This is a genomic window from Enterobacter cloacae complex sp. FDA-CDC-AR_0132 (assembly GCF_003010695.1).
Classification (GTDB): Bacteria; Pseudomonadota; Gammaproteobacteria; order Enterobacterales; family Enterobacteriaceae; genus Enterobacter; species Enterobacter ludwigii.
Window position 1 is genome coordinate 3,849,141 of record NZ_CP027618.1, and the last position, 22,721, is coordinate 3,871,861.

At 47.3% G+C, this 22,721-nt stretch carries 22 protein-coding genes and 3 pseudogenes; 17 read left to right on the forward strand and 8 right to left on the reverse strand.

The annotated features are described in order from the left end of the window. Position 1: 1 nt before the first annotated feature. The 5 genes from AM379_RS18715 (at position 2) to gpJ (ending at position 6,908) form a co-directional block, all read left to right on the forward strand. Complete coding sequence (locus AM379_RS18715; protein ID WP_106504056.1) at positions 2–715, forward strand: C40 family peptidase; 714 nt, start codon at positions 2–4, stop codon at positions 713–715. Positions 716–751: 36 nt separating this feature from the next. Beyond that, complete coding sequence (locus AM379_RS18720; protein ID WP_106504057.1) at positions 752–1,411, forward strand: hypothetical protein; 660 nt, start codon at positions 752–754, stop codon at positions 1,409–1,411. A gap of 87 nt (positions 1,412–1,498) precedes the next feature. Further along, entirely contained in the window at positions 1,499–2,122 is a 624-nt protein-coding gene (locus tag AM379_RS18725; protein WP_106504058.1) for a tail assembly protein, read from the forward strand. 23 nt (positions 2,123–2,145) lie between these two features. Beyond that, on the forward strand, positions 2,146–2,892 hold the full coding sequence (locus AM379_RS18730) for a YnfC family lipoprotein (protein ID WP_236900303.1): 747 nt from the start codon (positions 2,146–2,148) through the stop codon (positions 2,890–2,892). Positions 2,893–2,945: 53 nt separating this feature from the next. Then, the gene (gene gpJ, locus AM379_RS18735) at positions 2,946–6,908 is read left to right on the forward strand and encodes a TipJ family phage tail tip protein (protein ID WP_106504059.1); all 3,963 of its coding nucleotides are present in this window, start codon (positions 2,946–2,948) and stop codon (positions 6,906–6,908) included. Positions 6,909–6,939: 31 nt separating this feature from the next. Here the strand turns inward: gpJ and AM379_RS24115 are convergent, their stop codons facing one another. Both AM379_RS24115 and AM379_RS24400 read right to left on the reverse strand, forming a co-directional pair. Beyond that, complete coding sequence (locus AM379_RS24115) at positions 6,940–7,209, reverse strand: hypothetical protein (protein ID WP_158701859.1); 270 nt, start codon at positions 7,207–7,209, stop codon at positions 6,940–6,942. 130 nt (positions 7,210–7,339) lie between these two features. Next, positions 7,340–7,552, reverse strand: coding sequence for a hypothetical protein (locus tag AM379_RS24400; protein WP_158701860.1), 213 nt, complete (start codon positions 7,550–7,552; stop codon positions 7,340–7,342). A gap of 43 nt (positions 7,553–7,595) precedes the next feature. Here AM379_RS24400 and AM379_RS24125 point away from each other — a divergent pair, with 43 nt between their 5' ends. Next, a complete protein-coding gene (locus tag AM379_RS24125; RefSeq protein ID WP_158701861.1) occupies positions 7,596–8,888 on the forward strand; it encodes a tail fiber domain-containing protein in 1,293 nt (430 codons plus the stop codon). Positions 8,889–9,173: 285 nt separating this feature from the next. Here AM379_RS24125 and AM379_RS18750 read toward each other — a convergent pair whose 3' ends face one another. After that, a complete protein-coding gene (locus AM379_RS18750) occupies positions 9,174–9,695 on the reverse strand; it encodes a DUF2778 domain-containing protein (protein ID WP_409196970.1) in 522 nt (173 codons plus the stop codon). Between the two features lie 367 nt (positions 9,696–10,062). Here AM379_RS18750 and AM379_RS18755 point away from each other — a divergent pair, with 367 nt between their 5' ends. Beyond that, positions 10,063–10,482 (forward strand): translesion error-prone DNA polymerase V autoproteolytic subunit, encoded by a 420-nt coding sequence (locus tag AM379_RS18755; RefSeq protein ID WP_079230832.1) that lies wholly within the window; start codon positions 10,063–10,065, stop codon positions 10,480–10,482. Between the two features lie 2 nt (positions 10,483–10,484). Next, positions 10,485–11,753, forward strand: coding sequence for a Y-family DNA polymerase (locus tag AM379_RS18760; protein ID WP_106504062.1), 1,269 nt, complete (start codon positions 10,485–10,487; stop codon positions 11,751–11,753). Here the strand turns inward: AM379_RS18760 and AM379_RS18765 are convergent. Both AM379_RS18765 and AM379_RS18770 read right to left on the reverse strand, forming a co-directional pair. Next, entirely contained in the window at positions 11,736–12,317 is a 582-nt protein-coding gene (locus AM379_RS18765) for a hypothetical protein (RefSeq protein ID WP_106504063.1), read from the reverse strand. The two genes, AM379_RS18760 and AM379_RS18765, sit on opposite strands and share 18 nt — an antisense overlap. 48 nt (positions 12,318–12,365) lie before the next feature. After that, the gene (locus AM379_RS18770) at positions 12,366–13,040 is read right to left on the reverse strand and encodes an SOS response-associated peptidase (protein WP_106504064.1); all 675 of its coding nucleotides are present in this window, start codon (positions 13,038–13,040) and stop codon (positions 12,366–12,368) included. A 346-nt stretch (positions 13,041–13,386) separates the two neighbouring features. Here AM379_RS18770 and AM379_RS18775 point away from each other — a divergent pair, with 346 nt between their 5' ends. The 6 genes and pseudogenes from AM379_RS18775 (at position 13,387) to AM379_RS18800 (ending at position 18,640) form a co-directional block, all read left to right on the forward strand. Continuing rightward, the gene (locus tag AM379_RS18775; RefSeq protein WP_257791438.1) at positions 13,387–13,674 is read left to right on the forward strand and encodes a M3 family metallopeptidase; all 288 of its coding nucleotides are present in this window, start codon (positions 13,387–13,389) and stop codon (positions 13,672–13,674) included. A gap of 83 nt (positions 13,675–13,757) precedes the next feature. Then, a pseudogene (locus AM379_RS18780) lies at positions 13,758–14,047 on the forward strand (DUF4113 domain-containing protein); the annotation flags it as partial. 130 nt (positions 14,048–14,177) lie between these two features. Beyond that, on the forward strand, positions 14,178–16,046 hold the full coding sequence (locus AM379_RS18785; protein WP_106504065.1) for a DUF4209 domain-containing protein: 1,869 nt from the start codon (positions 14,178–14,180) through the stop codon (positions 16,044–16,046). Positions 16,047–16,431: 385 nt separating this feature from the next. Continuing rightward, positions 16,432–17,496 carry a hypothetical protein gene (locus AM379_RS18790; RefSeq protein WP_106504066.1) on the forward strand — a complete coding sequence of 355 codons (1,065 nt, stop codon included), beginning with the start codon at positions 16,432–16,434 and terminating at the stop codon, positions 17,494–17,496. Further along, on the forward strand, positions 17,493–17,792 hold the full coding sequence (locus AM379_RS18795; RefSeq protein WP_032678067.1) for a DUF6966 domain-containing protein: 300 nt from the start codon (positions 17,493–17,495) through the stop codon (positions 17,790–17,792). The genes AM379_RS18790 and AM379_RS18795 overlap by 4 nt, the downstream gene beginning before the upstream one ends. Positions 17,793–18,043: 251 nt before the next feature. Continuing rightward, a complete protein-coding gene (locus tag AM379_RS18800) occupies positions 18,044–18,640 on the forward strand; it encodes a site-specific integrase (RefSeq protein ID WP_032678068.1) in 597 nt (198 codons plus the stop codon). A 169-nt stretch (positions 18,641–18,809) separates the two neighbouring features. Here the strand turns inward: AM379_RS18800 and AM379_RS18805 are convergent, their stop codons facing one another. Together AM379_RS18805 and AM379_RS24405 are read right to left on the reverse strand one after the other, a co-directional pair. Continuing rightward, complete coding sequence (locus AM379_RS18805; RefSeq protein ID WP_032681105.1) at positions 18,810–19,556, reverse strand: SDR family oxidoreductase; 747 nt, start codon at positions 19,554–19,556, stop codon at positions 18,810–18,812. A gap of 172 nt (positions 19,557–19,728) precedes the next feature. Continuing rightward, positions 19,729–19,904: pseudogene (locus AM379_RS24405) on the reverse strand (helix-turn-helix domain-containing protein); the annotation flags it as partial. Positions 19,905–20,129: 225 nt separating this feature from the next. Here AM379_RS24405 and AM379_RS18815 point away from each other — a divergent pair. The 3 genes and pseudogenes from AM379_RS18815 (at position 20,130) to asd (ending at position 22,167) form a co-directional block, all read left to right on the forward strand. Then, a complete protein-coding gene (locus AM379_RS18815; RefSeq protein ID WP_106504067.1) occupies positions 20,130–20,582 on the forward strand; it encodes a cyclophilin-like fold protein in 453 nt (150 codons plus the stop codon). 37 nt (positions 20,583–20,619) lie between these two features. Next, positions 20,620–20,814 (forward strand): annotated as a pseudogene (locus AM379_RS18820) (M3 family metallopeptidase); the annotation flags it as partial. A 234-nt stretch (positions 20,815–21,048) separates the two neighbouring features. After that, entirely contained in the window at positions 21,049–22,167 is a 1,119-nt protein-coding gene (gene asd, locus AM379_RS18825) for an aspartate-semialdehyde dehydrogenase (RefSeq protein ID WP_106504068.1), read from the forward strand. Positions 22,168–22,255: 88 nt separating this feature from the next. Here the strand turns inward: asd and iraP are convergent, their stop codons facing one another. Further along, on the reverse strand, positions 22,256–22,591 hold the full coding sequence (gene iraP / locus AM379_RS18830; RefSeq protein WP_014169912.1) for an anti-adapter protein IraP: 336 nt from the start codon (positions 22,589–22,591) through the stop codon (positions 22,256–22,258). Positions 22,592–22,721 lie beyond the last annotated feature (130 nt).

Sequence of the window (22,721 nt, forward strand, 5' to 3'; positions counted from 1 at the left end):
TATGCGGCAGAAAACCATCGATGCGATTATGTCACATGCTGCAGCTGAGTATCCTCGAGAATGTTGCGGCGTGGTGGCGCAGAAAAGCCGTGTTGAACGTTATTTCCCGTGCCGGAATCTTGCCGCGGCGCCGGAGGGAAATTTTGTCCTTTGTCCCGAAGACTATGCAGCTGCTGAGGACTGGGGGAAGGTGATCGCCATCGCTCACAGTCATCCTGATGCCACGACGCAACCGAGCGAACTGGATAAAGCTCAATGTGATGCAACCCTTTTACCCTGGCATATCGTGAGCTGGCCTGAAGGTGACTTTCGCACCATTACTCCACGCGGTGAATTGCCTCTGCTCGGACGCCCGTTTGTGCTCGGACACTATGACTGTTGGGGCCTAGTGATGAGTTATTTCCGGCAGGAGCACGGGATCGAGCTTAAGGATTACCGGGTGGATTATCCCTGGTGGGAGAACGACTATCCGGACAACTTCTATCAGGATTGCTGGTACGAATGTGGATTTCGGGAGTTCAGCGGTCCGGCGATGCCCGGTGATTTGGTAATCATGCAAGTTCAAGCCAACAAGTGGAACCATGCTGGTATTTTACTTAGCGGTAATATTTTGCTACATCACCTTTATGGGCATTTAAGTCAGAGGATACCTTATGGAGGATATTGGATTGATCGGACAATGAAAATTGTTCGTCATAATATCCTTTTCCGTTGATAATGAATATTCAATATCAATGCGGTGGATTTTCTCATGGAAAATAAAAATAAAGCTTACTACAATCTCAAAAAGATAGCTGTTTCGCTACCCCTTATTATTGGTGGGTTCCTTTTTATAAATAGTTTCTTCAGTTGTTCCATGAATTTATGGGCGGGCAGTGGTTATTTATTTACCGGTTTCGGCCTGACCATTTTTTTTGTTAGATGGCTGTTATGGGGTGACTTGGATTTTACATCCGGTGGAGTGATGGTATCAGTCGGATTTGTATTGGGTATCATCAGTGTGTTTACAGGTTCAAAAGCGCTCGATCCGGCATACAACAAGCTCAGAGTAGATATGTATAGCGTGTTTGTGGAAGCATCACTAACTTGTAAGGGGGACAGCCAACCCTACATTAATGCCGCACGCTCTTGTGGTGTTGCGCCCATATTAGATGTAATGGATTTGAATTACCAACTAGCCAAAGCTCGATATCTGAATCCCACAGCCTCGATTGTTGATGGTGTATACCATTCAACAGATGGTGTTAAGGTTGATCCGTGTTTAGTGAACTATTATGAACTATCATCACAGTGTCCCGATGCATTCGTTCAATTGAAAAATAACCACCCCGAATTGAAATCTTCTGCATCCTTCAAACAGTGCTCATCGCTTTGGCTAAAAGTGCGTGGGTGGATAGCAAGGCTTTTTTGATACGTGATTTAAGTAATATGAGACGTTTTCCGTGATGTAATCTCAGCCCACTATTATTGGTGGGCTTTTTATTGGAGTCCATTATTCATGAAAGTGGTTTCTGAGGAATTCAGAACAATTCGCCTTTATGGCGTCCTGGGGGCAACGTTTGGCCGCGAATTCCAACTTTCCGTAGCATCACCAAAAGAGGCCATCCGCGCATTGTGCGTTATCGTGCCAGGCTTCGAGCGTTTTTTGAATACCAGTAAGCAGCGCGGGCTTACTTACGCTGTATTCAGTGGAAAGCGTAACCTGAACGATGATGAAATCTCTATGGATCAGAGTACCGCTGATATCCGTATCGCGCCGGTGATCATTGGCAGTAAGCGAGCCGGGGTGTTTCAGACAATCCTCGGGGTTGCCCTTGTCGCTGTTGCTGCGTTCGTCACGGGAGGGGCCGCGATCGGGATTGGTGGTACCGCTTTCGCTGGTGGATGGGGAGCTGTGGCGGGGATTGGGGCATCAATGGCGATCGGTGGCGTAGTCCAGATGCTTTCTCCACAGACAACCGGGCTCGCCAGTAAGCAATCGGCAGACAACAAGGCCAGCTATGCCTTTGGTGGAGTAACAAATACGACAGCTCAGGGAAATCCGGTACCACTCTTGTATGGTCGGCGCCGTATAGGTGGTGCGATCATTTCAGCCGGTATCTATGTTGAAGATCAGCAGTAAGCATGCTGTAATGGGCTTACTTAATGTGGGGTAACTTGAGATTAGATTCAAAAATGAAAAAAATATCTACTCTTTTTCTTTGTACTTCCTTATTTTCAGGCATGGCTTTAGCTGAGAACCATTACATACCTCTCCTCTATAATTTATCTACTATGTTTGATTTCAATCCAGTTAAAGGAGCTGTCAAATCATTAGATACTGATGTTGAAGAAAATGGTAAGGTCACTTATAAAATCGCCATCAGACTGGCTAAGAATGGGTGTGTCGAAAGCTTAGATCTTGACAACGTTTCGTCTGGCCATGAAACCAATCTAAAAAATAGCAATGGAAATCTTGTTGGTCAGAGAGATGGTAAGCCTTTCTCTATACAGCTCGATGAAAAATGTAATATCTTGAGTAAAAATGAAAATGGTGACGAGTTGCTATATAGTCTTTACTCGAATGGTTTAATTAAAGACACCTATTTTTTGGGTAAGAAAATATCTGAGCATTTTTATGATGGTCATTCTAATTTGATACGTTCTGAGTTTTATAGTTCTGGAAAGGTCCTATCTAAAAACGAAATATCTTATGTTGATAAAGACAGGAAGCCTCTTGATTATAAAATTATAAATACATCAGTTTACTCGGAAGGTTATACAGCAACGAATACTTGCCATTATAGCGAAAAGCTTGTTCCTGAAATATGTAAAGTAACAGTACAGAACGCTGGGAATCCTTTGCCGAAACCAGTATTTATGACTGCAAATACGAAAGTTGAATTCTACTAGATTAAACACATTTCAAAAAGCCACCTCTGGGTGGCTTTTTTTATGGGCGCAATATGGCTACATCTACCCCGATTAGAGGCCGCAAGGGCGGCAGTTCAAGCTCAAGAACTCCTACAGAACAGCCAGACGATCTGCAGTCAGTAGCCAAGGCGAAAATCCTTCTCGCGTTGGGAGAGGGTGAGTTTGCTGGTGGCCTCACTGCGCGCGATATTTATCTCGATGGCACTGCACTTGAGAACGCAGATGGTTCCGAGAACTTCAGCGGTGTGGCTTGGGAGTTTCGTTCTGGAACTCAGGCGCAAAAATACATTCAAGGGATCCCAGGTACCGAAAACGAAATCAATGTAGGTACCGAAGTTTCCAGTATCACTGCATGGACGCGTACTTTTACCAACACCCAACTCTCTGCGGTTCGTCTGCGTCTGAAATGGCCTTCTCTCTTCAAACAGGAGGACGATGGCGATCTGGTTGGCTATTCGGTCAACTACGCAATTGACTTGCAGACGGACGGCGGCACATGGCAGACGGTACTCAATACCAGCGTGACCGGCAAAACGACTTCAGGTTACGAGCGCAGCCACCGTATTGATTTACCTCAGGCTGGCAGTACCTGGACAATCCGACTGCGTAAGATTACGTCTGATGCCAACAGCGCGAAGATCGGCGACACGATGATGCTGCAGAGCTTCACCGAGGTAATTGACGCCAAATTACGCTATCCAAACACAGCGTTGCTTTATATCGAATTCGATTCCAGCCAGTTTAACGGTTCTATCCCGCAGATCTCCTGCGAGCCTCGCGGCCGCGTTATCCGCGTTCCAGATACCTACGACCCCGAAACCCGCATATATAGTGGTATGTGGACTGGGACATTTAAATGGGCCTGGACCGATAACCCTGCATGGATTTTCTACGATCTGGTGGTTAGTGACCGTTTCGGACTTGGGGATCGTCTTACAACGGCCAACATAGATAAATGGACACTCTATCAGGTTGCGCAGTATTGCGATCAAATGGTACCGGATGGCAAAGGCGGAAGTGGTACCGAACCACGTTATACCTGCAACGTCTACATTCAGGAACGCAACGACGCTTATACGGTCCTGCGTGATTTTGCTGCCATATTCCGTGGGATGACCTACTGGGGCGACGACCAGATTGTGGCGCTGGCGGACATGCCGAGAGATGTTGATTTTACATATACGCATGCGAACGTTATTGATGGCCGCTTTACCTATTCCAGCAGCACCACAAAGAACCGTTACACCAATGCGCTGGTGTCCTGGTCTGATCCTGATAACGCTTATTCTGATGCGATGGAGCCTGTTTTTGAGCAGGCGCTGGTTTCGCGTTATGGATTTAATCAACTTGAGATAACAGCTATTGGTTGTACCCGGCAATCGGAGGCGAACCGAAAGGGGCGCTGGGGGATCCTCACCAATAACAAAGATCGCGTTGTTACTTTCAATGTAGGGGAAGACGGTAACATTCCGCAGCCTGGCTATGTGATCGCTGTAGCTGACCGAAATCTTTCCGGGCGCGACCTGGGCGGCCGTATCTCTGCGGTGAATGGTCGCGTGCTGACGCTGGACAGGGTGCCGGATGCTTCGGCAGCCGACAGGATGATTGTCAATCTTCCATCGGGTGTTTCGCAGTCACGCACCATTCAGTCGATAACGGGCAATAAAGTGACCGTTACTACCGATTACAGTGAAACGCCTGTGGCTGAGGCCGTATGGGTCATTGAGTCTGATGAGCTCTACGCACAGCAGTATCGCGTTATTACGGTAACTGATAATAATGACGGCACGTTCACAATCGTCGGTGCAAATCACGATCCGGATAAATATGCCCGTATCGATACCGGAGCCATCATTGACCAGCGGCCAGTGAGTGTCATCCCGCCGGGTAACCAGTCGCCGCCTGCCAACATTGTCATCAGCTCGTTTTCAGTGGTTCAGCAGAATATCAGCGTCGAAACGATGCGCGTGAGCTGGGACCAGGCGCAGAATGCAATCGCCTATGAAGCGCAATGGCGCCGAAACGATGGGAACTGGGTTAACGTGCCGCGCAGCTCCACCACGTCTTTCGACGTGCCGGGCATTTACGCGGGACGATACCTGGTGCGTGTGCGCGCAATCAATGCCGCAGAAATTTCATCAGGATGGGGCTATGCAGAAGAGAAAACGCTGACGGGTAAAGTGGGCAATCCACCGAAGCCGGTTGACTTCATCGCTTCTGAAAGCGTGGTATTCGGTATCGAGTTGAATTGGGGATTCCCGGCGAATACCAGCGACACGCTGAAGACGGAAATTCAGTACAGCCTCACCGGTACCGAAGACGATGCGATGCTGCTGGCCGATGTGCCATACCCGCAGCGCAAATATCAGCAGATGGGCCTTAAGGCTGGGCAGATTTTCTGGTACCGCGCACAGCTGGTGGACCGCAGCGGCAACGAATCAGGGTATACAGAATGGGTGCGAGGACAGGCCAGTATCGATGTCTCCGACATCACCGATGTGATCCTGGAGGAAATTAAAGACTCTGATACCTTCAAAGACCTGATCGAGAACGCGGTGGACAGCAATGAAAAAATTGCTGGCATGGCTGACGACATCAAACAGGCCAATGATGAACTTGAGCAGCATGCGAAGGATATCGCCAAAAACGCCCAGGACGTCGGGAAGGTTCAGACCAGCGTTAATGAGCTTTCCAGCACGGTCGGAGATGTATCGTCTTCTCTCTCGGAGCTTAAGCAGACCGTGGCGACGGCTGATACCGCGCTGGGCCAGCGCATCGATAACATCAGTGTGTCCATGGACGGCATGACGGGCGGGGTGAAGAACTCGGCAATCGCTATTATCCAGGGAAACTTGGCTCAGGTAGCCACGCGTAAAACTCTGTCTGCTTCGGTTGCCGGTAACAGCGCGCAGCTGGACCGCATTGATGAGGTGATCGTCAACGAGAAGGAGGCAACGGCGCGATCTTTGCTGAGTTTGCAGACTGACGTGAACGGCAACAAAGCTTCCATCAACAGCCTGAACCAGACGTTCTCGGATTACCAGCAGGCTATGGCCACGCAGGTAAACAGCATCACAGCGACAGTCAATGGACACACTGCAGCGATCACAACCAACGCGCAGGCCATTGCCAACGTGAATGGTGACCTGGAAGCGATGTACAGCATTAAAGTTGGGTTATCGAGCAATGGTCAGTATTACGCAGCAGGGATGGGGATTGGGGTTGAGAATACCCCTGGTGGCATGCAGTCGCAGGTTGTTTTTCTGGCTGACCGCTTTGCTGTGACCCAGTACGCCGGAGCCACGGTTACGCTTCCGTTTGTTATTCAGAACGGGCAGACCATCATCCGGGAAACGCTCATTGGTGACGGGACAATCGGCAACCTTAAACTCGGCAACTACATCCAGTCGACAACCTGGGATGGAACCGGAAACGTTGGCTGGCACATCAACAAATCCGGTTATGCCGTGTTCAATAATGTCACCGTGCGTGGAACGGTTTACGCCACGAACGGGGAGTTTACCGGGAAAGTGACGGCAACCAGTGGTTCATTCAGGGGTACAGTGGAGGCTGAGAATTTTGTCGGTGATGTGGTTAACGCAGGTGTCGGTCTGGATAAATCCAGATCCGGCTCAGGAGGTGTAACGACCAATCTGACTTATACGGATACAACCGGAACCAGCAAGCCTAAGACAGTAATTGTATCAGCGGTTGTATTGATATATGGCGTATCTGGCGACGATGCCACTGCGCGGATATCAGTGACCATTGACGGAACCACAAAGGATTATCAGTGGGTAACCTGTTCAACCCGAAATACAACCAACGCTGTAGCGGTCCCGGTGATTTTTGCGAAAAGCGGAATTACGAAACAGGTAGTGACTGCATCAATAAGCGTAAATGATATGTCGGGAGGAACTAACGCATCGAAGAAAGAGATTCTTTCGCCGGTGTTGCAGATTGCACGTGGCTCAGGTTCATTTTCCGCGTCATAAAAATAAAGCCCCATCAGGGGCTTTATTTATTTTACTTGAATGGTGCTTTAATTTTTTGGGCCGGGAGTTCTCTGTCTTTGTAAGAGACGCCACCAGTACATGGCTTAACGTGTGAGACATTATCGTAAGACGTGACAGTGGACGTATTCGCGTTAACACAGGCGTCAATCTGGCGTTTTTGTGCTGTTCCACCATCGCCATATCCAGGGTTAGATGTGTGTCCCGTTTCAGAAGCCACTGACAGTGATGACAGAGACAATAAAGTCACGCCCATAAGCATCGACAAATAGTTCTTTTTCATTTTTGCATTCCATTAATTAGTGGGGTGCCCATATTCACAAATAAACATTAATTATTCAGATCGTTTATGCGAATCAATATTTAGTTATTGATCGTTTATAGCGATCAATTAATTAAGAGGCACCTATGCTTTATAATACTGGCACTATCGCTATTAACGGAAATACCGCAACCGGCACTGGCACAAACTGGACGGCACCGGCCAGCCAGGTTCGCGCTTGCCAGACGATTTTCGTCATGTCTAACCCGGTCCAGATGTTCCAGATTTCATCCGTGAACAGCGCCACGTCAATGACGGTTACGCCTGCTGCTTCTCCGGCGCTGAGCGGCCAGAAGTACGGCATTCTGGTATCTGACAATATCTCGGTCGATGGCCTGGCGCAGGCGATGTCTCAGCTCATTAACGAGTATGACGAGAATATCGGTGCGTGGGAGACGTTCGCCACCACATCAGCAAATCAGAGTATCACTGTAACAATCAACGGCACCTCCGTAACCATCCCCGGCATCGGGAAACTGGCGCAGAAAGGGAGCAACGGTGCGCTGGCTGTTGCTGACGGCGGTACCGGTGCAACGAAGGCAGAAGACGCTCGCACAAACCTCGGTTTAGGAAACAGCGCCACCAGGAACGTTGGAACGGCTGCCGGAACCGTGGCGGCCGGAGATGATACGCGGCTTAAGACAATAGAAGGAAAAACGGGCGGTACAGTAACCGGTAGTATTATCTCCACCCCAGGTAATGAAGTTGGCGTTGCAACGGGGACTGGTGGGAATAAGGCGATCACACTGTCTAATGCATCATCAGACGGACCGGTAGAGAACTATGTAAACTGGCTTTCTGGTAATTACTATGCTGGCACATGGAGGCTTGGCGCTGTACGTGGATCATCAAGGGATTTAGCCCGTGTACAAATGAACATCTATGATGGTGTAGGTACCAATGCTGATTTCCGCTGGTACCCTTACGGAGCGTTTCAGTCAAAAGTCAACTTTTGCCCAGGCGAAGGGCAAGGTGGGAGCTATCAGGTAGTGGTTAACGGTTACGGCACCAACACATCTTTTTCACGCCCAAACCTATCAACTCCAAACGATAGTGGTTTTGTGCCATTTGGCAGGTGGCATACCTATTGCTCAGGGGGATATCACGCCGTTACCGCTCTTGGATCTATCTCCCAGGGGCCAAGCAACTGGCCATCCATTGAACTGGCAACAATTGGTGATGGTGGATCTGCAGGAACGCGCATTTTCTCGTTTAATACAGTCACCGCTGATATTTCTGTATCTGGAAGTGGCGGCTTCTCAGGTAACTATATTTTCTCAAAACAGCCTAACTGTGATGTCACACTGAAACATAGCGTGAAATACGATGATGGGTCTCAGTCGTACGAAAACATCAAGCAATTCCAACCGGCGACATATATCTACAACGATGATCCCCGTGAAAGAGTCCGTCGAGGCGTCATTGCTCAGGATGTCATGAAGATTGACAGCGAGTATGTAAAGTTGGTCCCGGCAACACCGAAATTTGATGGCGAAGGCAACAGGGTTGACGCTGACGATACGCTGGCGCTGGATAGCAATGTCATCATGCTCGATACAGCACTGGCTCTCAATTACGTCATTAAGCAGTTGGAAAAAACACAGAAAGAACTTAATGAGCTTAAGAAAAAATTTTCTTAGCCATGGAAGTTTAGCGCCGCGGCCCAATCGAAAGAACAAGCAGCGGCGACATCGATAGTTTTGATGACCAAAATCATTTCTTCAGTAGTTTCTTCAGTCTTATCAGCAAGAACGCTATTAATGCAGACAGAGAAAATTTAATAAAAATTACTGTGAAATCATAGTTATTCATGGCCTCTTCACCATCACCTGATATCCGGATATGTTGCATGAAAACATCATTAATCCAGCTATCGGGAATGAGGATAAAACAGACAATAAGCAAAGCAACGAATATTATGATTTTCATCTCACACCACATTTACTGAAGTCAGGAACACCACGAACATCAATACGCCCGTATGCCATTAATCCTTTTCCGCCGGGTACAGTCACTTTTTTCCGTTTGAGTAATGCATTACGAAGAATCTGGAAATCAGCTGCTCTGTAAAGGGTGATGCAGCCCCACGATACACCAGAACCATCAGTATTGAGAGGGTGGAGCCTGAAACTGCCACGTCTCGTACCGTTAACATAGACGTAATCGCTCATGGTTTGCGCACTGTACAAACCGAACCATTCAGAGTGATGGTTTTTATACAGGTGTGCCAGATCGATTATTTCAGCTCTCGCCTGGTTAACGAAACTACCAGTGGGTCGATCAACAATCCAGTAAGTACCGGGTGGAATCGCGGCCTTTTCAATATCTGAGCAGTTAGGATTGTTGATATATCGTTCGATCCCTGACAGAACGTCAAATGATCCAATACCATAACAATCCAGCTTGAGCGTTTTCCCATCTGTCGACAGCCGGCCATAATCCATCATGCAAATCTGCAAGCTCTTACTCCCGTTTTCGATTATCAATTCGCCGGAATGATAATAGATAATAAACGGCTGGTTAACCTACTAATTTTTCGGTGTAAGGAAGGTTAGTAATGTTACCAGTTTGGTAGTAAGTAGCGGTGAAGCCAGTAATGCTCAATGCCTTTTGCTGGCGAAGAACACTAAGGATTGGTCTAAATATACACATCTGAATCAGAACTCGAAAAATTTACAAAGGTGATAATTCGAAGAGAGATAGAAACTTACAAGCGAAGCGGTGAAGCTTTGTACAGCCATAAGGAATCCGGTGTATTGCGAACCCTCAAAAATAAAACTACTGTATATAAATACAGTATTCGAGGTGTGCGTAATGGAATTCTTCAGACCTACAGAACTGAGAGAAATTATTGTTCTCCCGCTTTTCAGTGACTTAGTGCAGTGTGGTTTCCCGAGTCCGGCAGCTGATTACGTTGAGCAGCGTATTGATCTCAATGAGCTTTTAGTTGCACATCCCAGCTCGACGTATTTCGTAAAGGCCGCAGGCGACTCGATGATAGAGGCCGGGATTAGCGACGGTGATCTGCTGGTGGTGGATAGCTCCCGAACTGCTGAACACGGAGATATCGTAATTGCCGCAGTTGAAGGAGAATTCACAGTCAAACGTCTGCAGCTCCGCCCAACCGTTCAGCTTAATCCGATGAACAGCGCTTATTCGCCGATTATCGTCGGCAGTGAAGACACGCTGGACGTTTTCGGCGTCGTGACTTTCATCGTTAAATCGGCGAGCTGAACATGTTCGCGCTCTGTGATGTGAATTCGTTCTACGCATCATGCGAGACTGTATTCAGGCCGGACCTGAGAGGGAGGCCGGTTGTCGTTCTCTCAAATAACGATGGCTGTGTAATCGCACGCAGCGCCGAGGCCAAGGCGGCTGGAATTACCATGGGCGAGCCGTTCTTTAAGCAAAAGGATCTATTCAGGCGCGCTGGTGTTGTTTGTTTTAGCAGTAATTACGAGCTCTATGCTGACATGTCAAACCGGGTAATGACGACGCTTGAGGAAATGAGCCCTCGCGTCGAAATTTACAGTATCGACGAAGCTTTTTGCGACCTGGCAGGTGTTCGCAACTGCCGGGACCTGACGGAGTTCGGCAAAGAGATCCGCGCTACGGTTCTTAAGCGTACGCACCTGACTGTCGGGGTTGGGATCGCGCAAACGAAAACCCTTGCTAAGTTGGCCAACCATGCCGCCAAGAGATGGCAGAGGCAGACGGGCGGAGTTGTTGATTTGTCCAATATCGATCGCCAGCGTCGGCTGTTGGCTATCGTGCCTGTAGAGGACGTATGGGGCGTCGGAAGGCGCATCAGCAAGAAGCTGAACGCAATGGGCATTAAAACTGCCCTCGACCTTTCGGAGCAGAGCACGTGGATAATCAGAAAGCACTTTAACGTTGTACTCGAGCGGACAGTCCGAGAGCTGCGCGGCGAGCCTTGTCTCGATCTTGAAGAGTTTGCGCCGGCAAAGCAGGAAATCGTCTGTAGTCGCTCATTCGGCGAACGCGTTACCGAGTACGAACAGATGCGTCAGGCTATCTGCAGTTATGCGGCAAGAGGTGCTGAAAAGCTTCGGGGCGAGCATCAGTATTGCCGCTTTATTTCTGCGTTCGTGAAAACCTCTCCCTTTGCGATTAACGAGCCGTATTACGGTAACAGTGCTTCAATGAAGCTTCTCACCCCTACACAGGATTCCCGCGACATCATCAACGCCGCGGTAAAGTGCCTGGACAAAATCTGGAAGGATGGCCACCGGTACCAGAAAGCCGGCATTATGCTTGGGGACTTCTTTAGCCAGGGAGTGGCCCAGCTCAACCTATTCGACGAGAACTCGCCGCGGGCAGGTAGCGAGAGGTTGATGGAGGTTCTCGATCATCTCAACGCGAAAGACGGGAAAGGCACGCTCTACTTTGCTGGGCAGGGCATACAGCAGCAGTGGCAGATGAAACGTGACATGCTCTCACCTCGCTACACAACTCGTTATGCCGATTTATTGACGGTCAGATAGGCCGCCATGGGATTGAGATACCTCGAAAGGCGAACACGTAAAAGGATAAGTAAAAGTTTTGTTGCTGCCATTAAGTTCGACGTATTGGATGACTAAAGTACAGTTTTTTGGAACATCTTCTTTGGAATTTAAAATCGTTTGAATTTCATAGGGAAGAGGGGAAGGTATAGGTGCCCCGTTTGAGGCATTAAGTATTTTAGCTTGCCCTGGTTCAAGGAGTGTGCCATCAAGCTGATTGTCGAGGTACCATGTACCTATCCCGAAACTCATCTTGCTGTCAATTTCAATAGAAGTAATTGCTGCCGGCTGATTACCGTTATTGGCGATCATAAAATGAAGCTTATTTGACTCGCCAGATATGATAGAGGTAACTATTTCTGCCTGTTTAGATTGAAAAACACCATTAATAAATGGAATTGTCCATATTGAAAGCAATGTAAGAAAGAAGCCAGTAAACAGAGCAAACGTATTGAGGTGACGGATCCAGTTCTGATAGCTTCCACAGTGGTGACATTTTTTAGCTCCGTGGTGTATTGGATTTCTACAATCACGACAGTTATTCATAAGGCATTCCCTGCTTATACCATGAACAATATTAGTGAATACATAGTACTAGAGCGAGACTGGTTCTAATAGATCATGTCCTTGGTTTTTTACATTACCCACGGCGCGCGTCACGGCGTGCCAGATAAACTTGTCTGCCGGCACGGAACCGTCGGCAGCTATCTCTTCAGCTTCCTTTCCGCCTATATCCTGTCGCATCCACTCCCTCGCCGCTTCAGGTGACAGGACCAGCGGCCTGCGGTCGTGAATGTCGACCAGACCCTTATCAGCTGCAGACGTCACTATCAGAAAGCCTTCCGCTTCATCACCTCGCTCAAACGGCGTGCTGCCGATTGCTGCCATAAATATCGGCTGGCCATCTGCCCGGTGAATGAAGTAGGGCTGTTTTTTGTCGCCTACTTTCTTCCACTCGTACCATCCATCTGCAAAGCAGATTGCCCGGCCATGCTGCCAGAGAGGTTTAAACATTCGGCTTGTAGCCGCCGTCTCGACGCGCGCGTTAATGAGTGGCGGTTTATCCCACCACCCTGGCGCGTATGACCACAAGACCGGATCGAGATGCAGTTGCTCGTCTCGTTCGCTAAGCAGAAGAACTTTGGTACCTGGCGAGACGTTGTACCGACCAATAGGTTCCGGGTCGTATGCGATGTCGCGATCGGCTTCATCGGCCAGGTATGCCAGATATTCTTCACGGTTTTGGGCTTGTGCAAAACGTCCACACATAGAAATCTCCAGCCAGATGTCAGAATGAAAGTATAGGGCAGGGAGAAAAAGAGGTGCGCACCGAAACGTTATGATTTTGAAACAGGGGCATGATGGAAGTCAGGCAGACGGTAAAGCGGGTCGTTGAGACACTGGAAGGAGCTACGCAAAGTTAAAGTGTTAGGCTATTTACGTTCCGAAGCGGTTATCGTTCATTAATTGAGCGAAGTGCGAATGTTTAGAGTGGGTGAAGGGGCATTTTTGAGAGAGATTCTTCCCCAAAACGATACGCAACCTACTGAATAGCATAAGGTTCTATTAGGAGTGAAAATGGTGCAAATCAGTGGCTTGATAACAAGTTAACTTATTGTTTAGAAAGAATAAAAACGATATTTGGATAGTATGCTTCGCCCATATCTTCGGCGGCGGCTACGCGGCGGGATACTATGCCTACCTGTGGACGCAAATGCTGGCAGACGATGGCTACCAGTGGTTTGTTGAGCAGGGCGGGTTGACGCGTGAAAACGGACAGAAATTCCGTGAAGCGATTTTGTCGCGCGGGAACAGCACTGATTTAGCTGAACTTTACCGGAACTGGCGTGGCCACGATCCGAAGATTGAACCGATGCTGGAGAATCGTGGATTGAGTGCTTAAGGGCTTTTTTAGTATGGGAACAGAACCGGGCGCGATGCCCGGTTTTTTGTCCGATTTTTCTTCCCCAAAATCATTAACGCCGCATAAAGTGCCTGGATAAAATCTGGAAGGATGGCCATCGCTACCAGAAAGCCGGAATAATGTCGGGTGACTTCTTCAGCCAGGGGGGAGCCAGCTCAACCTTTTCGATGAGAACGCACCGTATGCTGGCAGCGAAAAGTTGATTGAGGTGCTCGAACACCTGAATGCGAAAGACGGGAAAGGCACGCTTTACTTTGCAGGGCAGGGCATACAGCAGTATTGGCAGATGAAACGTGAAATGCTGTCGCCGAGATATACGACCAGATATTCAGATCTGCTAAGGGTCCGGTGATTTTCCCAATTTCCAGGGCCGTTATGTGCCAGAAGCGGACTTTTAGTGGTTCTAAAAAGTCTCATGCCGCGGTCAAATTTTGTCGACCACTGCACTGGCAGGTTCAACTAAACCGTATTAAGGAATAATCATGGCAACTAAACAAGACGACACCCAACCAATAAGCGATATGGCGACCATGCCTGTAGTTCTGGCGGCAGCAGATGATTTCGCCGTTTTTAACTTTGATTCCTTGCTACCAGAATCGGCCTCTTGTGATTATCACGAGCTAAATAGTCAGTTGGAAGCATCAGCTCGTTCCTCTAATGAGACTCCAAAAAGCGTGTATGAATTGTTCAAGGCCGTTTGCTCATTTCATTTTAGGGCTGATGACCCTGTCCAACCGTGGGGGCCAGTATGGAGTGGTCCAAATGGTCGTTCTTACATACCTAGCGACTTCCGAGGTGAACAAAATGACATTCTTTCAAACGTAGTTATTAAAATTGAAAACAGACTACTTCGAGCACGGGTGGCAGATATAATATGGACTAATGATAAAAGAAAAAAAGACGCAGCTACAATAGCAATAAATACTTATTGCGAACTAATAGACACATACAGTAACCGTAGTGTGAAGGAGGGGAATTATAGCACCTTTAATCATATGGGGAAGCTCGAGCAATTCTTAAGACGTGTGTTCGATATAGCCTCGTTAACACAGAAGAAAAACTCATTCCCGCAAAATATACAATCTGCATTTGATGTTGTATATGCAAAAGCATTAGAGCTAAAGTTGTATGTAGTATTTGAACGAGTAGCGCGGTTTGGGGCAAATAAGAAGATAATCGATTGGAGTGTTGTTGCGAAGGATGCCAAGAGACTAGCAAGTAAGACTGATGCTAATACAAATCCGGATGTTGTCAAAAAGGTACTTTATTTAGCGGCAAGTGCATTTGAAAAAAATGGGGACAATGATTCTAAGCGAGAGTGCCAAGAGAAGGCAGTAGAGCAGACACTTAAGATGAGAGAGCATGTCAGTCAGGCTTCAGCAAAAGCATACTGGACAAGCATTGCAATAGGGGAACTGCGTTCTGTAGGTGGGCACAAAGAGCGAATAGCAGCGTTGATTGCCGAGTTGCGTGACTTCCAGATGTCATCACGCGATGAATTTGCAACATTCACACTCCCCATAGATGCCGATAATGAGAGAGAAGAAACATCTAAAATCTACTCAGAACTCTCCCTCTCAGCCTGTTTGCATGAATTTGCCCTGGCTCCATACATTATATCTAAGAGCGACTTACGTCACCACGCTGACACTGTTCGAAAGGAAAGTTTTTTTAGTAATTTCATGGGAGGGGTTCATACTGATGTAGAGGGTAAGGTCTACGCCAAAACGCCTGCAGTTTCTGTCGATGGGAATCCATCGGATGAGTGGTACAAATCTCGGCATATAAGAACTCTTGATTTATTTTATCATCACTTCGTTTCAGGTTATGTAGACCCTGTTCGTTATTGTTTATCAACCCGGTTTTCTATAGAAGAACGTCATTTCGAATCAATTTCCGCATTAAGCCCATTCGTTCCACGTGGTCATGAACATATATTTTCGTTAGGCTTTTCTCGCTTTTTTCAGGGTGATTATGCTTCTGCTACTTACCTTCTCGTTCCTCAACTTGAAAACTCAATACGGTTTTATATGCACACATTGAACCGTGAGACTTCTAAATTAGATAATGAGCTTCTTCAGGAAGATCGTTCTCTATCTGGAATGCTAGAAAGCCTTCGCCCTGAGTTGGAGCAGGTCTTTGGTGGGGATTTAATAAACATTATTGATTTACTTTTTAATTACAAGCCAGGTCCGTCACTGCGCCATGAAATAGCGCACGGGAAGTTGTCTGCAGGAGGGTGTTTTAGCGCTTCAGCTATTTATGCTTGCTGGTTGATTTATCGTCTTGTCTGTTGGCCTCTTTTAGATTGCTGGGTTGAACATATAGCACCGTCTATAGAGGAAAACTAAAATTTGTGAGCCTTATGACATATAACTACTGATTACCTGCAGCAGGGCCTGCGTGAAGGAGAACTTCCGCTCCTCGCTCATAGCACTCATAGCGGCCCTTCAGTAAGCAAATAGATGTCTGCTTAGACAAAAGCTGACGTTAAGAGCGCTTGACCCGCTCCCCGTTCGTTAACACATAGCAACGTTAGTAATGCATTCTACGCGGTAATAACAATTGCGAGCTTCCGCTACTCGCTCGTAGCGGACCTTTTCTAGTCAGTCCTCGGTCAGATAGAACCCAGATGCTGGCGGAGCCAGCATCTGGCCACAGGGGCATTAGGGGGCTTTGCCTGTTGTCTGTAATACGCAATAATGGGGCGCATAACAGCAGCGAAAAAGGGGCACCATGCTTCATCACAGCCAGGCAATGTCACTGGACGACATCTACCTTGAGGGCATCCCTCACATTATCCACCCGGACACTGCGGCAGGAGATCTTGCAGAAACTGCATTGCCCAATCGCATCATCCAGGAGTGGAATTTACCGCAGGGCTACACCCGGTTTGTCAGCCGCTATCAACCGTTTCACTGGCAGCAACCGTGGATGGCATACCGTGACACGCTTGCCGACATCAAATCCGGGAAGCTCGTTCTGCTGAGAAAAGACATAACCGGGCATACTATTTCGGGTGTGCTGACGACATCCGGTGACCTTCGCAATGATCTGCCTCTGTTCCTTTATACCCGGCTCAGCTTCCTCCTGTCCCGGCAGCTGAAACGCCCGGGATATCACGTCCGCCCGGCGGCACCTGCGCAACATGCTCAGGCTGTAAAAACCATCAATAGCAAAGCAGCAGGCCGGTTGTTGGCCGCAGGTGGGATCTATAATGGCAATATTGATGGATTCCATCAGACCGCGCAGCAACTCGGTGGCGATGCGCCAGAGGGTTACAAGCAAGTTATGGACAATAAAGGGCTGATCATTGCTGGTGCTTCTGTTGCTGCGGGTCTTGGGCTCGGCAGAATAGGGGCGGTGAGTGAGCTTAACAATCTTCATGTTCTGGGAAAAATCGAGGGGGAATACTCGATGATAAAGCCCGGACCATTACCTAAAGAGCTAGCAGAAACTTTTTCCAGTGGTACATACAAAGAGATCACTCTATCAACAGATACGAGTTTCTATAGAGGGGGGGTTGAGGGGCGACCATTAGGTCAGTTTTTCGGGTATGAACGACCTCAAGGAGTGCTCCAAACCAGGATAGATAAGGCACTGCTACCCAAATGGCCTAATGGAAGTGAATCTCCTCTTGATAGCTATCACGAGATCCAAATACCCGCGGGAACGAAAGTATATGTTGGAGAAGTAGGCTATCAAACAGACCTTTTTTCCGGTGGCTCTGAGCAAGTTGTAGTACCTGCACCGTGGAAAATACCTGGCGTTAAGATACTTGGAAGTGGTGGTTTGAAATGAAAAATGAAATAAAGAAAACAGTAACTGACATCATTAAAATACTATCCTCAAATGAGGAGGATTCATGGGCAAAAACATTTGAAAAACTGGCCATCGAACTCGATGTTGATTGTGAGTCATCCATTTACTCATTGAAAAAACTCTACGGCGGGATGGGGTCATTTAACGATATTGTTCTCCATAAAAATGGAATACCTCTAATTCGAGAAAATGACGAGTTAGATGATTTGAGACACAAACTCTATAAGCAACTTGACCATGCAATCGGCTTGTTAAAAGCAGGAGATTTATCCTAACGTCGTTACCGGTAGCGCCTTTGAGTTACTGGCAACGCTTACGATGAGAAAAGATAAAACTGCTATGTATTGACCCGGAAAACGACTGGAAACACGCCCGGTAAAATTTATCCGGATGCATGACTATGCAGCCAGCTGAATTACCACTCGGCTCGCCGAAACATGACCAATCGGCGGACAGCACTAAGGTCCGCTCCTCGCTGACAAGGGACAACCATACTCAAATCTCCCACATTGCAGGAGATTTGAGTATGAACACGTCACCGTGGAACAAAGACCGTATCATCGGCCAAAAAAGACCACTTCAAATATCTCATATCTGGGGGATCCTAAACCGGCTTGAACTGGAGGGTAAAACGCGCGATTTAGCTCTGTTCAATATGGCCCTGGACAGTAAGCTTCGAGGCTGTGATCTGGTTAAACTCAAAGTATCTGATGTGGCATATGGTAGCTTGTTTTCAAGCAGAGCAACGGTGTTGCAACAGAAAACCGGTAGTCCTGTGCAATTTGAGATAACCAAAGGAACAAGAGAAGCTGTTGCTGCATTGATAAAACTTGGCAATTTGCACAGTAAAGACTTCTTGTTCCGGTCTCGGGTCGGAACTAATCAGCACATATCAACCCGACAATACAACCGAATCTTTCATGGGTGGGTAGAAAAGCGTGGTCTCGCAGATTCGCTTTACAGCACACATTCCATGAGAAGAACAAAACCTTACCTGATCTACAAGAAAACCAAGAATCTTAGGGTGATCCAACTTCTGTTGGGCCATAAGAAACTGGAAAGCACAGTCCGCTATCTGGGCATTGAAGTAGATGATGCGTTAGAGATCTCTGAATCGATTTAAGTCTAAGGTTGTCAGGGCTGCAACAGCAGGCCTGTGCCAGAAGCGGACATTTCTCGCTGTTAGGTGCAGGAAAAATCGTGTTTTTAGGCTTAGGAAAAGGCATAGGGGTATGCCGAATCTGAAAGCCTAAATCCTGATAGTTTTTCTCCAGTTGCCGCCACTAAACTAATTACAATTCCTGAGCCGTTGGTCTGAAAATAATTTCACTCACACCAACATCTTCTGGTTCATTAATTGCGAAGGCTACCATGCGTGCAAAGGTTTCTGCTGGCACGCCAACATTTTCAACGTAATCCTGGTTTGCAGCCTTAACATCTTTATCCGTTATATGCTCCAGCAGTTCTGTTTTAACAGCACCGGGGGAGACTAACGTGACGCGAATGTTATGTGCCGCCATTTCCTGGCGCAAACCGTCGGTTAATGCTCGAACAGCAAATTTTGTCGCCGAATAGACAGCAGAACTCTGGAAGACAAGGTGTGCAGCAACAGATGCGGTGTTAATGATATGACCTGTTTTTTGTGATTTCATATAAGGCAACACCGCAGCAATCCCGTGTAGAACCCCGCGCAGATTGACATCAATCATCTGATTCCATTCATCGACATTTCCCTGTTCAAGGCGGGAAAGAGGCATCAGGCCGGCATTATTGATAAGAACATCTACACGACCGAATTTGTTGACCGCAGTCTCAATGAGGTTGTTTACGTCATCAAGTTTCGTCACATCGGTTGCGACGGCGATGGCTTCTTTATTCTGCTTTTGGAGCTCACTCGCAATGGCCTCTATGCGGTCTATTCTCCGCGCAGCCATCACAACCTTTGCTCCTTTTTCAGCAAGATAACGTGCAGCCGCTTCACCCATACCGCTTGATGCGCCCGTGATTACAATTACTTTGCCTATGATGTTATCTGTCATTTTTACTCTTCCTGAATAGGAGATGGGCTGTTGTCACCACTATCAGACTGAGAACAGGTTCAATCTCTTCAGACTTCAGTGACACATTCCTGAACAGGGATAATCTTAGCAGCAGAGCATTAATTCGATAATGCGTATAAACTTATATTGATTATGAGTACAGCTCATTAATTGGAGATACGTTACGGGTAGTTCGTATGAGCAGGCTGATCTGCAGCCGATATTCCCACGCCGATATTGCCTGGCTGAGAGCCGGTTGCGCCCCCTTGGTTGAGCCTCCCGACGGGTTAAACTCCCTTCGCGGGTGACGGTAATGAAATAAAACAGGTCATTCAGATTACGTTTCATCGGTGAAATACTCACAAAACATAACTATAGCTTATAAGCCCATTAAGCATTCATTAGCTAGTCAGCATACATCTTTCGTGTAGAATTTCCAGTAAGAGAGGAGTCCGGAGATAAGCATACGGATCTGAACCCATTTGATAAATTGACTTCTTTTTAAAAGCTTATCTAAAATAATCATTGATGCTGCACCTGAAAGGTGCAGCACATTTGCAGGAGAGAATCTGGATGAAAAAAATATTATTCCTGTTATTTATTATCATCACGAACTTTTTATTCCCGGTTCGTGCCAGTAATTCTTTGCAGCCAGACAAGGAAGAAGCCGTGACCGTTAAAATGACTATCAATCAGCAAACTTTTTACGTTGAACTTAAGAATAATCCAGCCGCTAAGGCATTTATTGAACAGCTTCCCCTGACTCTAACGATGGAGGAACTTAACGGGAACGAGAAATTTGCTGATCTGCCCCGTCCCTTACCGACCCGCCAGGTCAAACCTGGAACCATTAATCAGGGCGATCTCATGTTATACGGCCATCGTACCCTGGTACTTTTTTATGAGACCTTTCAGACAAACTACGGATACACACCCGTTGGCAGAATAATAGCGCCAGAAAATCTTGGTAAAATTGCAGATGAAAAAAAAGTAATAGCAACGTTTACCACAGATAAAAAAGGTTGACCTGTATTATCAAACACTGAATCTGGATTACCTATAGACGCAAATGCTGGCAGACGATGGCTATCAGTGGCTTGTCGAGCAGGGTGGTTTGACCCGCGAAAACGGACAGACATTCCGCGAGGTGATTCTGTCGCGCGGGAGCAGTAGTGATTGAGCTGAACTTTACCGGAACTGGCGCGGCCACGATCCGAGGATTGAACCGATGCTGGAGAATCGCGGGTTGAGTGCGTAGCGCTGATTCAGGTCAGCCACAAAACCGGGCGTGAGGCCCGGTTTTTGTTTGATTATGTCTTCCCCACAATTTTTATTAATTATGCCGTGTAAAAGGTATAAAAATTGCTGATGCCGTATGAAACATTTTAATAATGGCCGAATGTGATGCAATTCGTAATGACCATTAATGTGGGATGAGATATAACATGTTTTGAAAAATTAACATTCTCATAACGTCATTAAGGTTAAGCAAATGAAGCAGGTTGGTATTGTTGGTTGGCGAGGAATGGTGGGTTCTGTTTTGTTACAAAGAATGGTCGAAGAGAACGACTTCGACAATATTTCCGCGCATTTTTACAGTACTTCCAGTGCAGGGGCCGCTGGTCCAGTCATTGGTGGCGTCAACCACACACTCAAAGATGCTAATTCTATTAGCGCCCTGGCCGAAATGGATATCATCATAACCTGTCAGGGCGGGGATTATACCAAAGCAATTTATCCTGCGTTGATTAGCCATGGCTGGCAAGGCTACTGGATTGACGCGGCCTCAGCGCTCCGGATGGATGAAAAAGCCTGCATTATTCTCGACCCGGTTAACCGCACAAATATCGATCGTGCCATCAAAGAGGGAATTAAACTTTTTGTTGGGGGCAACTGTTCCATTACGCTGAGTCTTATGGGACTGTCAGGGTTAATTAAAGCTGACCTGATCGAGTGGATGAGTGTGATGACCTATCAGTCTGCATCCGGAGCGGGTGCTAAATATGTCCGGGAATTAATTGCTCAAAGCGCTTATATCAGTAAATATTTATCTGCTGATGAGCTGGAATCCTCAGGTTCAGTGCTTCCTTTAGTCAATAAAGTGAGTGAATTAATTAACAGTGCTAACATGCCCATCCAGAATTTCGGCGCGCCTTTAATGGGCAGTATTATTCCATGGATTGACAGCGATTTAGGGGATGGTAATAGCAGAGAAGAATGGAAGGGTGAGGCAGAAACGAACAAAATTCTTGGTCTCTCTCCGGGTACGATTGCAGTAAATGGCTTGTGTATTCGGGTCGGTGTGATCCGTTGCCATAGTGCTGCAATAACCCTGAAGCTCAAGCGTGAAGTCAGCGAAGAAGAATTTGCAGAGCTTGTGACGCATTCCCATCCATGGGTTAACTATGTGCCCAATAATAAGGATGACAGTGTCAGTAAATTGACTCCCGCTAACATTAGCGGTTCGCTGCAGGTGGGTATTGGCCGTTATAAGAAAATGTCGCTTAACAATGACCCCATATACTCGGTTCTGACGGTCGGCGATCAGCTGTTGTGGGGCGCTGCGGAACCCTTGCGACGGATGTTGAATATTCTGCTTGGTAAAGTCTAATCACGCTCACACGGTCATGGCGCGCTGCGCGTAAGGCGTGGGTTTAACGAGAAGCTGGAGACTGAACTCCAGCCTCTAGGAATGGGTTTCAATCTGAGGCCGTTTCGCCTGGGGCTTCCTTTAACGACTCGATACTTATCTCTGAGTCATTAGTTTCGAGTAGCTGGGTTAATAAAATCAGGTTATTGAATTCGTTCAGTAACATTTCAGCGTCGGATTTGAGCGGCGTATCTGCTGCTTCAAGCGCCGCGTTGATCGCTTTTCTGACATTCTCGAGCATTTCGTTCATACCGCCATTTTTACCAATGGTCAGTAACAACGCGCCTATCAACAAAGACTGTGCTTCTACTTTGGCCGCCAGCTCTTTAGCTTCAGCGTCCATTTTGGAAATTTTTGCGATAACACTGAGTATCAAGTTTTTCATAATGCCCCCTTATTTTCTTTGCGAGATTAACTCCTTAATAAATTTTGAGCGAGGTTTATTTTATGGCGACAGCAATTGTCTTTGTTGATGAAGCAGGGCACGGTGCCAGCAGTGATCAACACCGTGCGCT

Excerpts from the sequence above, each read along its gene's own strand:
- AM379_RS18715 (WP_106504056.1), top strand. The coding sequence starts at position 2 with ATGCGGCAGAAAACCATCGATGCGATTATGTCACATGCTGCAGCTGAG.
- AM379_RS18720 (WP_106504057.1), top strand. The coding sequence starts at position 752 with ATGGAAAATAAAAATAAAGCTTACTACAATCTCAAAAAGATAGCTGTT.
- AM379_RS18725 (WP_106504058.1), top strand. The coding sequence starts at position 1,499 with ATGAAAGTGGTTTCTGAGGAATTCAGAACAATTCGCCTTTATGGCGTC.
- AM379_RS18730 (WP_236900303.1), top strand. The coding sequence starts at position 2,146 with ATGTGGGGTAACTTGAGATTAGATTCAAAAATGAAAAAAATATCTACT.
- gpJ (WP_106504059.1), top strand. The coding sequence starts at position 2,946 with ATGGCTACATCTACCCCGATTAGAGGCCGCAAGGGCGGCAGTTCAAGC.
- AM379_RS24115 (WP_158701859.1), bottom strand. The coding sequence starts at position 7,209 with ATGAAAAAGAACTATTTGTCGATGCTTATGGGCGTGACTTTATTGTCT.
- AM379_RS24400 (WP_158701860.1), bottom strand. The coding sequence starts at position 7,552 with ATGCCGTACTTCTGGCCGCTCAGCGCCGGAGAAGCAGCAGGCGTAACC.
- AM379_RS24125 (WP_158701861.1), top strand. The coding sequence starts at position 7,596 with ATGTCTCAGCTCATTAACGAGTATGACGAGAATATCGGTGCGTGGGAG.
- AM379_RS18750 (WP_409196970.1), bottom strand. The coding sequence starts at position 9,695 with ATGATGGATTATGGCCGGCTGTCGACAGATGGGAAAACGCTCAAGCTG.
- AM379_RS18755 (WP_079230832.1), top strand. The coding sequence starts at position 10,063 with ATGGAATTCTTCAGACCTACAGAACTGAGAGAAATTATTGTTCTCCCG.
- AM379_RS18760 (WP_106504062.1), top strand. The coding sequence starts at position 10,485 with ATGTTCGCGCTCTGTGATGTGAATTCGTTCTACGCATCATGCGAGACT.
- AM379_RS18765 (WP_106504063.1), bottom strand. The coding sequence starts at position 12,317 with ATGAATAACTGTCGTGATTGTAGAAATCCAATACACCACGGAGCTAAA.
- AM379_RS18770 (WP_106504064.1), bottom strand. The coding sequence starts at position 13,040 with ATGTGTGGACGTTTTGCACAAGCCCAAAACCGTGAAGAATATCTGGCA.
- AM379_RS18785 (WP_106504065.1), top strand. The coding sequence starts at position 14,178 with ATGGCAACTAAACAAGACGACACCCAACCAATAAGCGATATGGCGACC.
- AM379_RS18790 (WP_106504066.1), top strand. The coding sequence starts at position 16,432 with ATGCTTCATCACAGCCAGGCAATGTCACTGGACGACATCTACCTTGAG.
- AM379_RS18795 (WP_032678067.1), top strand. The coding sequence starts at position 17,493 with ATGAAAAATGAAATAAAGAAAACAGTAACTGACATCATTAAAATACTA.
- AM379_RS18800 (WP_032678068.1), top strand. The coding sequence starts at position 18,044 with ATGAACACGTCACCGTGGAACAAAGACCGTATCATCGGCCAAAAAAGA.
- AM379_RS18805 (WP_032681105.1), bottom strand. The coding sequence starts at position 19,556 with ATGACAGATAACATCATAGGCAAAGTAATTGTAATCACGGGCGCATCA.
- AM379_RS18815 (WP_106504067.1), top strand. The coding sequence starts at position 20,130 with ATGAAAAAAATATTATTCCTGTTATTTATTATCATCACGAACTTTTTA.
- asd (WP_106504068.1), top strand. The coding sequence starts at position 21,049 with ATGAAGCAGGTTGGTATTGTTGGTTGGCGAGGAATGGTGGGTTCTGTT.
- iraP (WP_014169912.1), bottom strand. The coding sequence starts at position 22,591 with ATGAAAAACTTGATACTCAGTGTTATCGCAAAAATTTCCAAAATGGAC.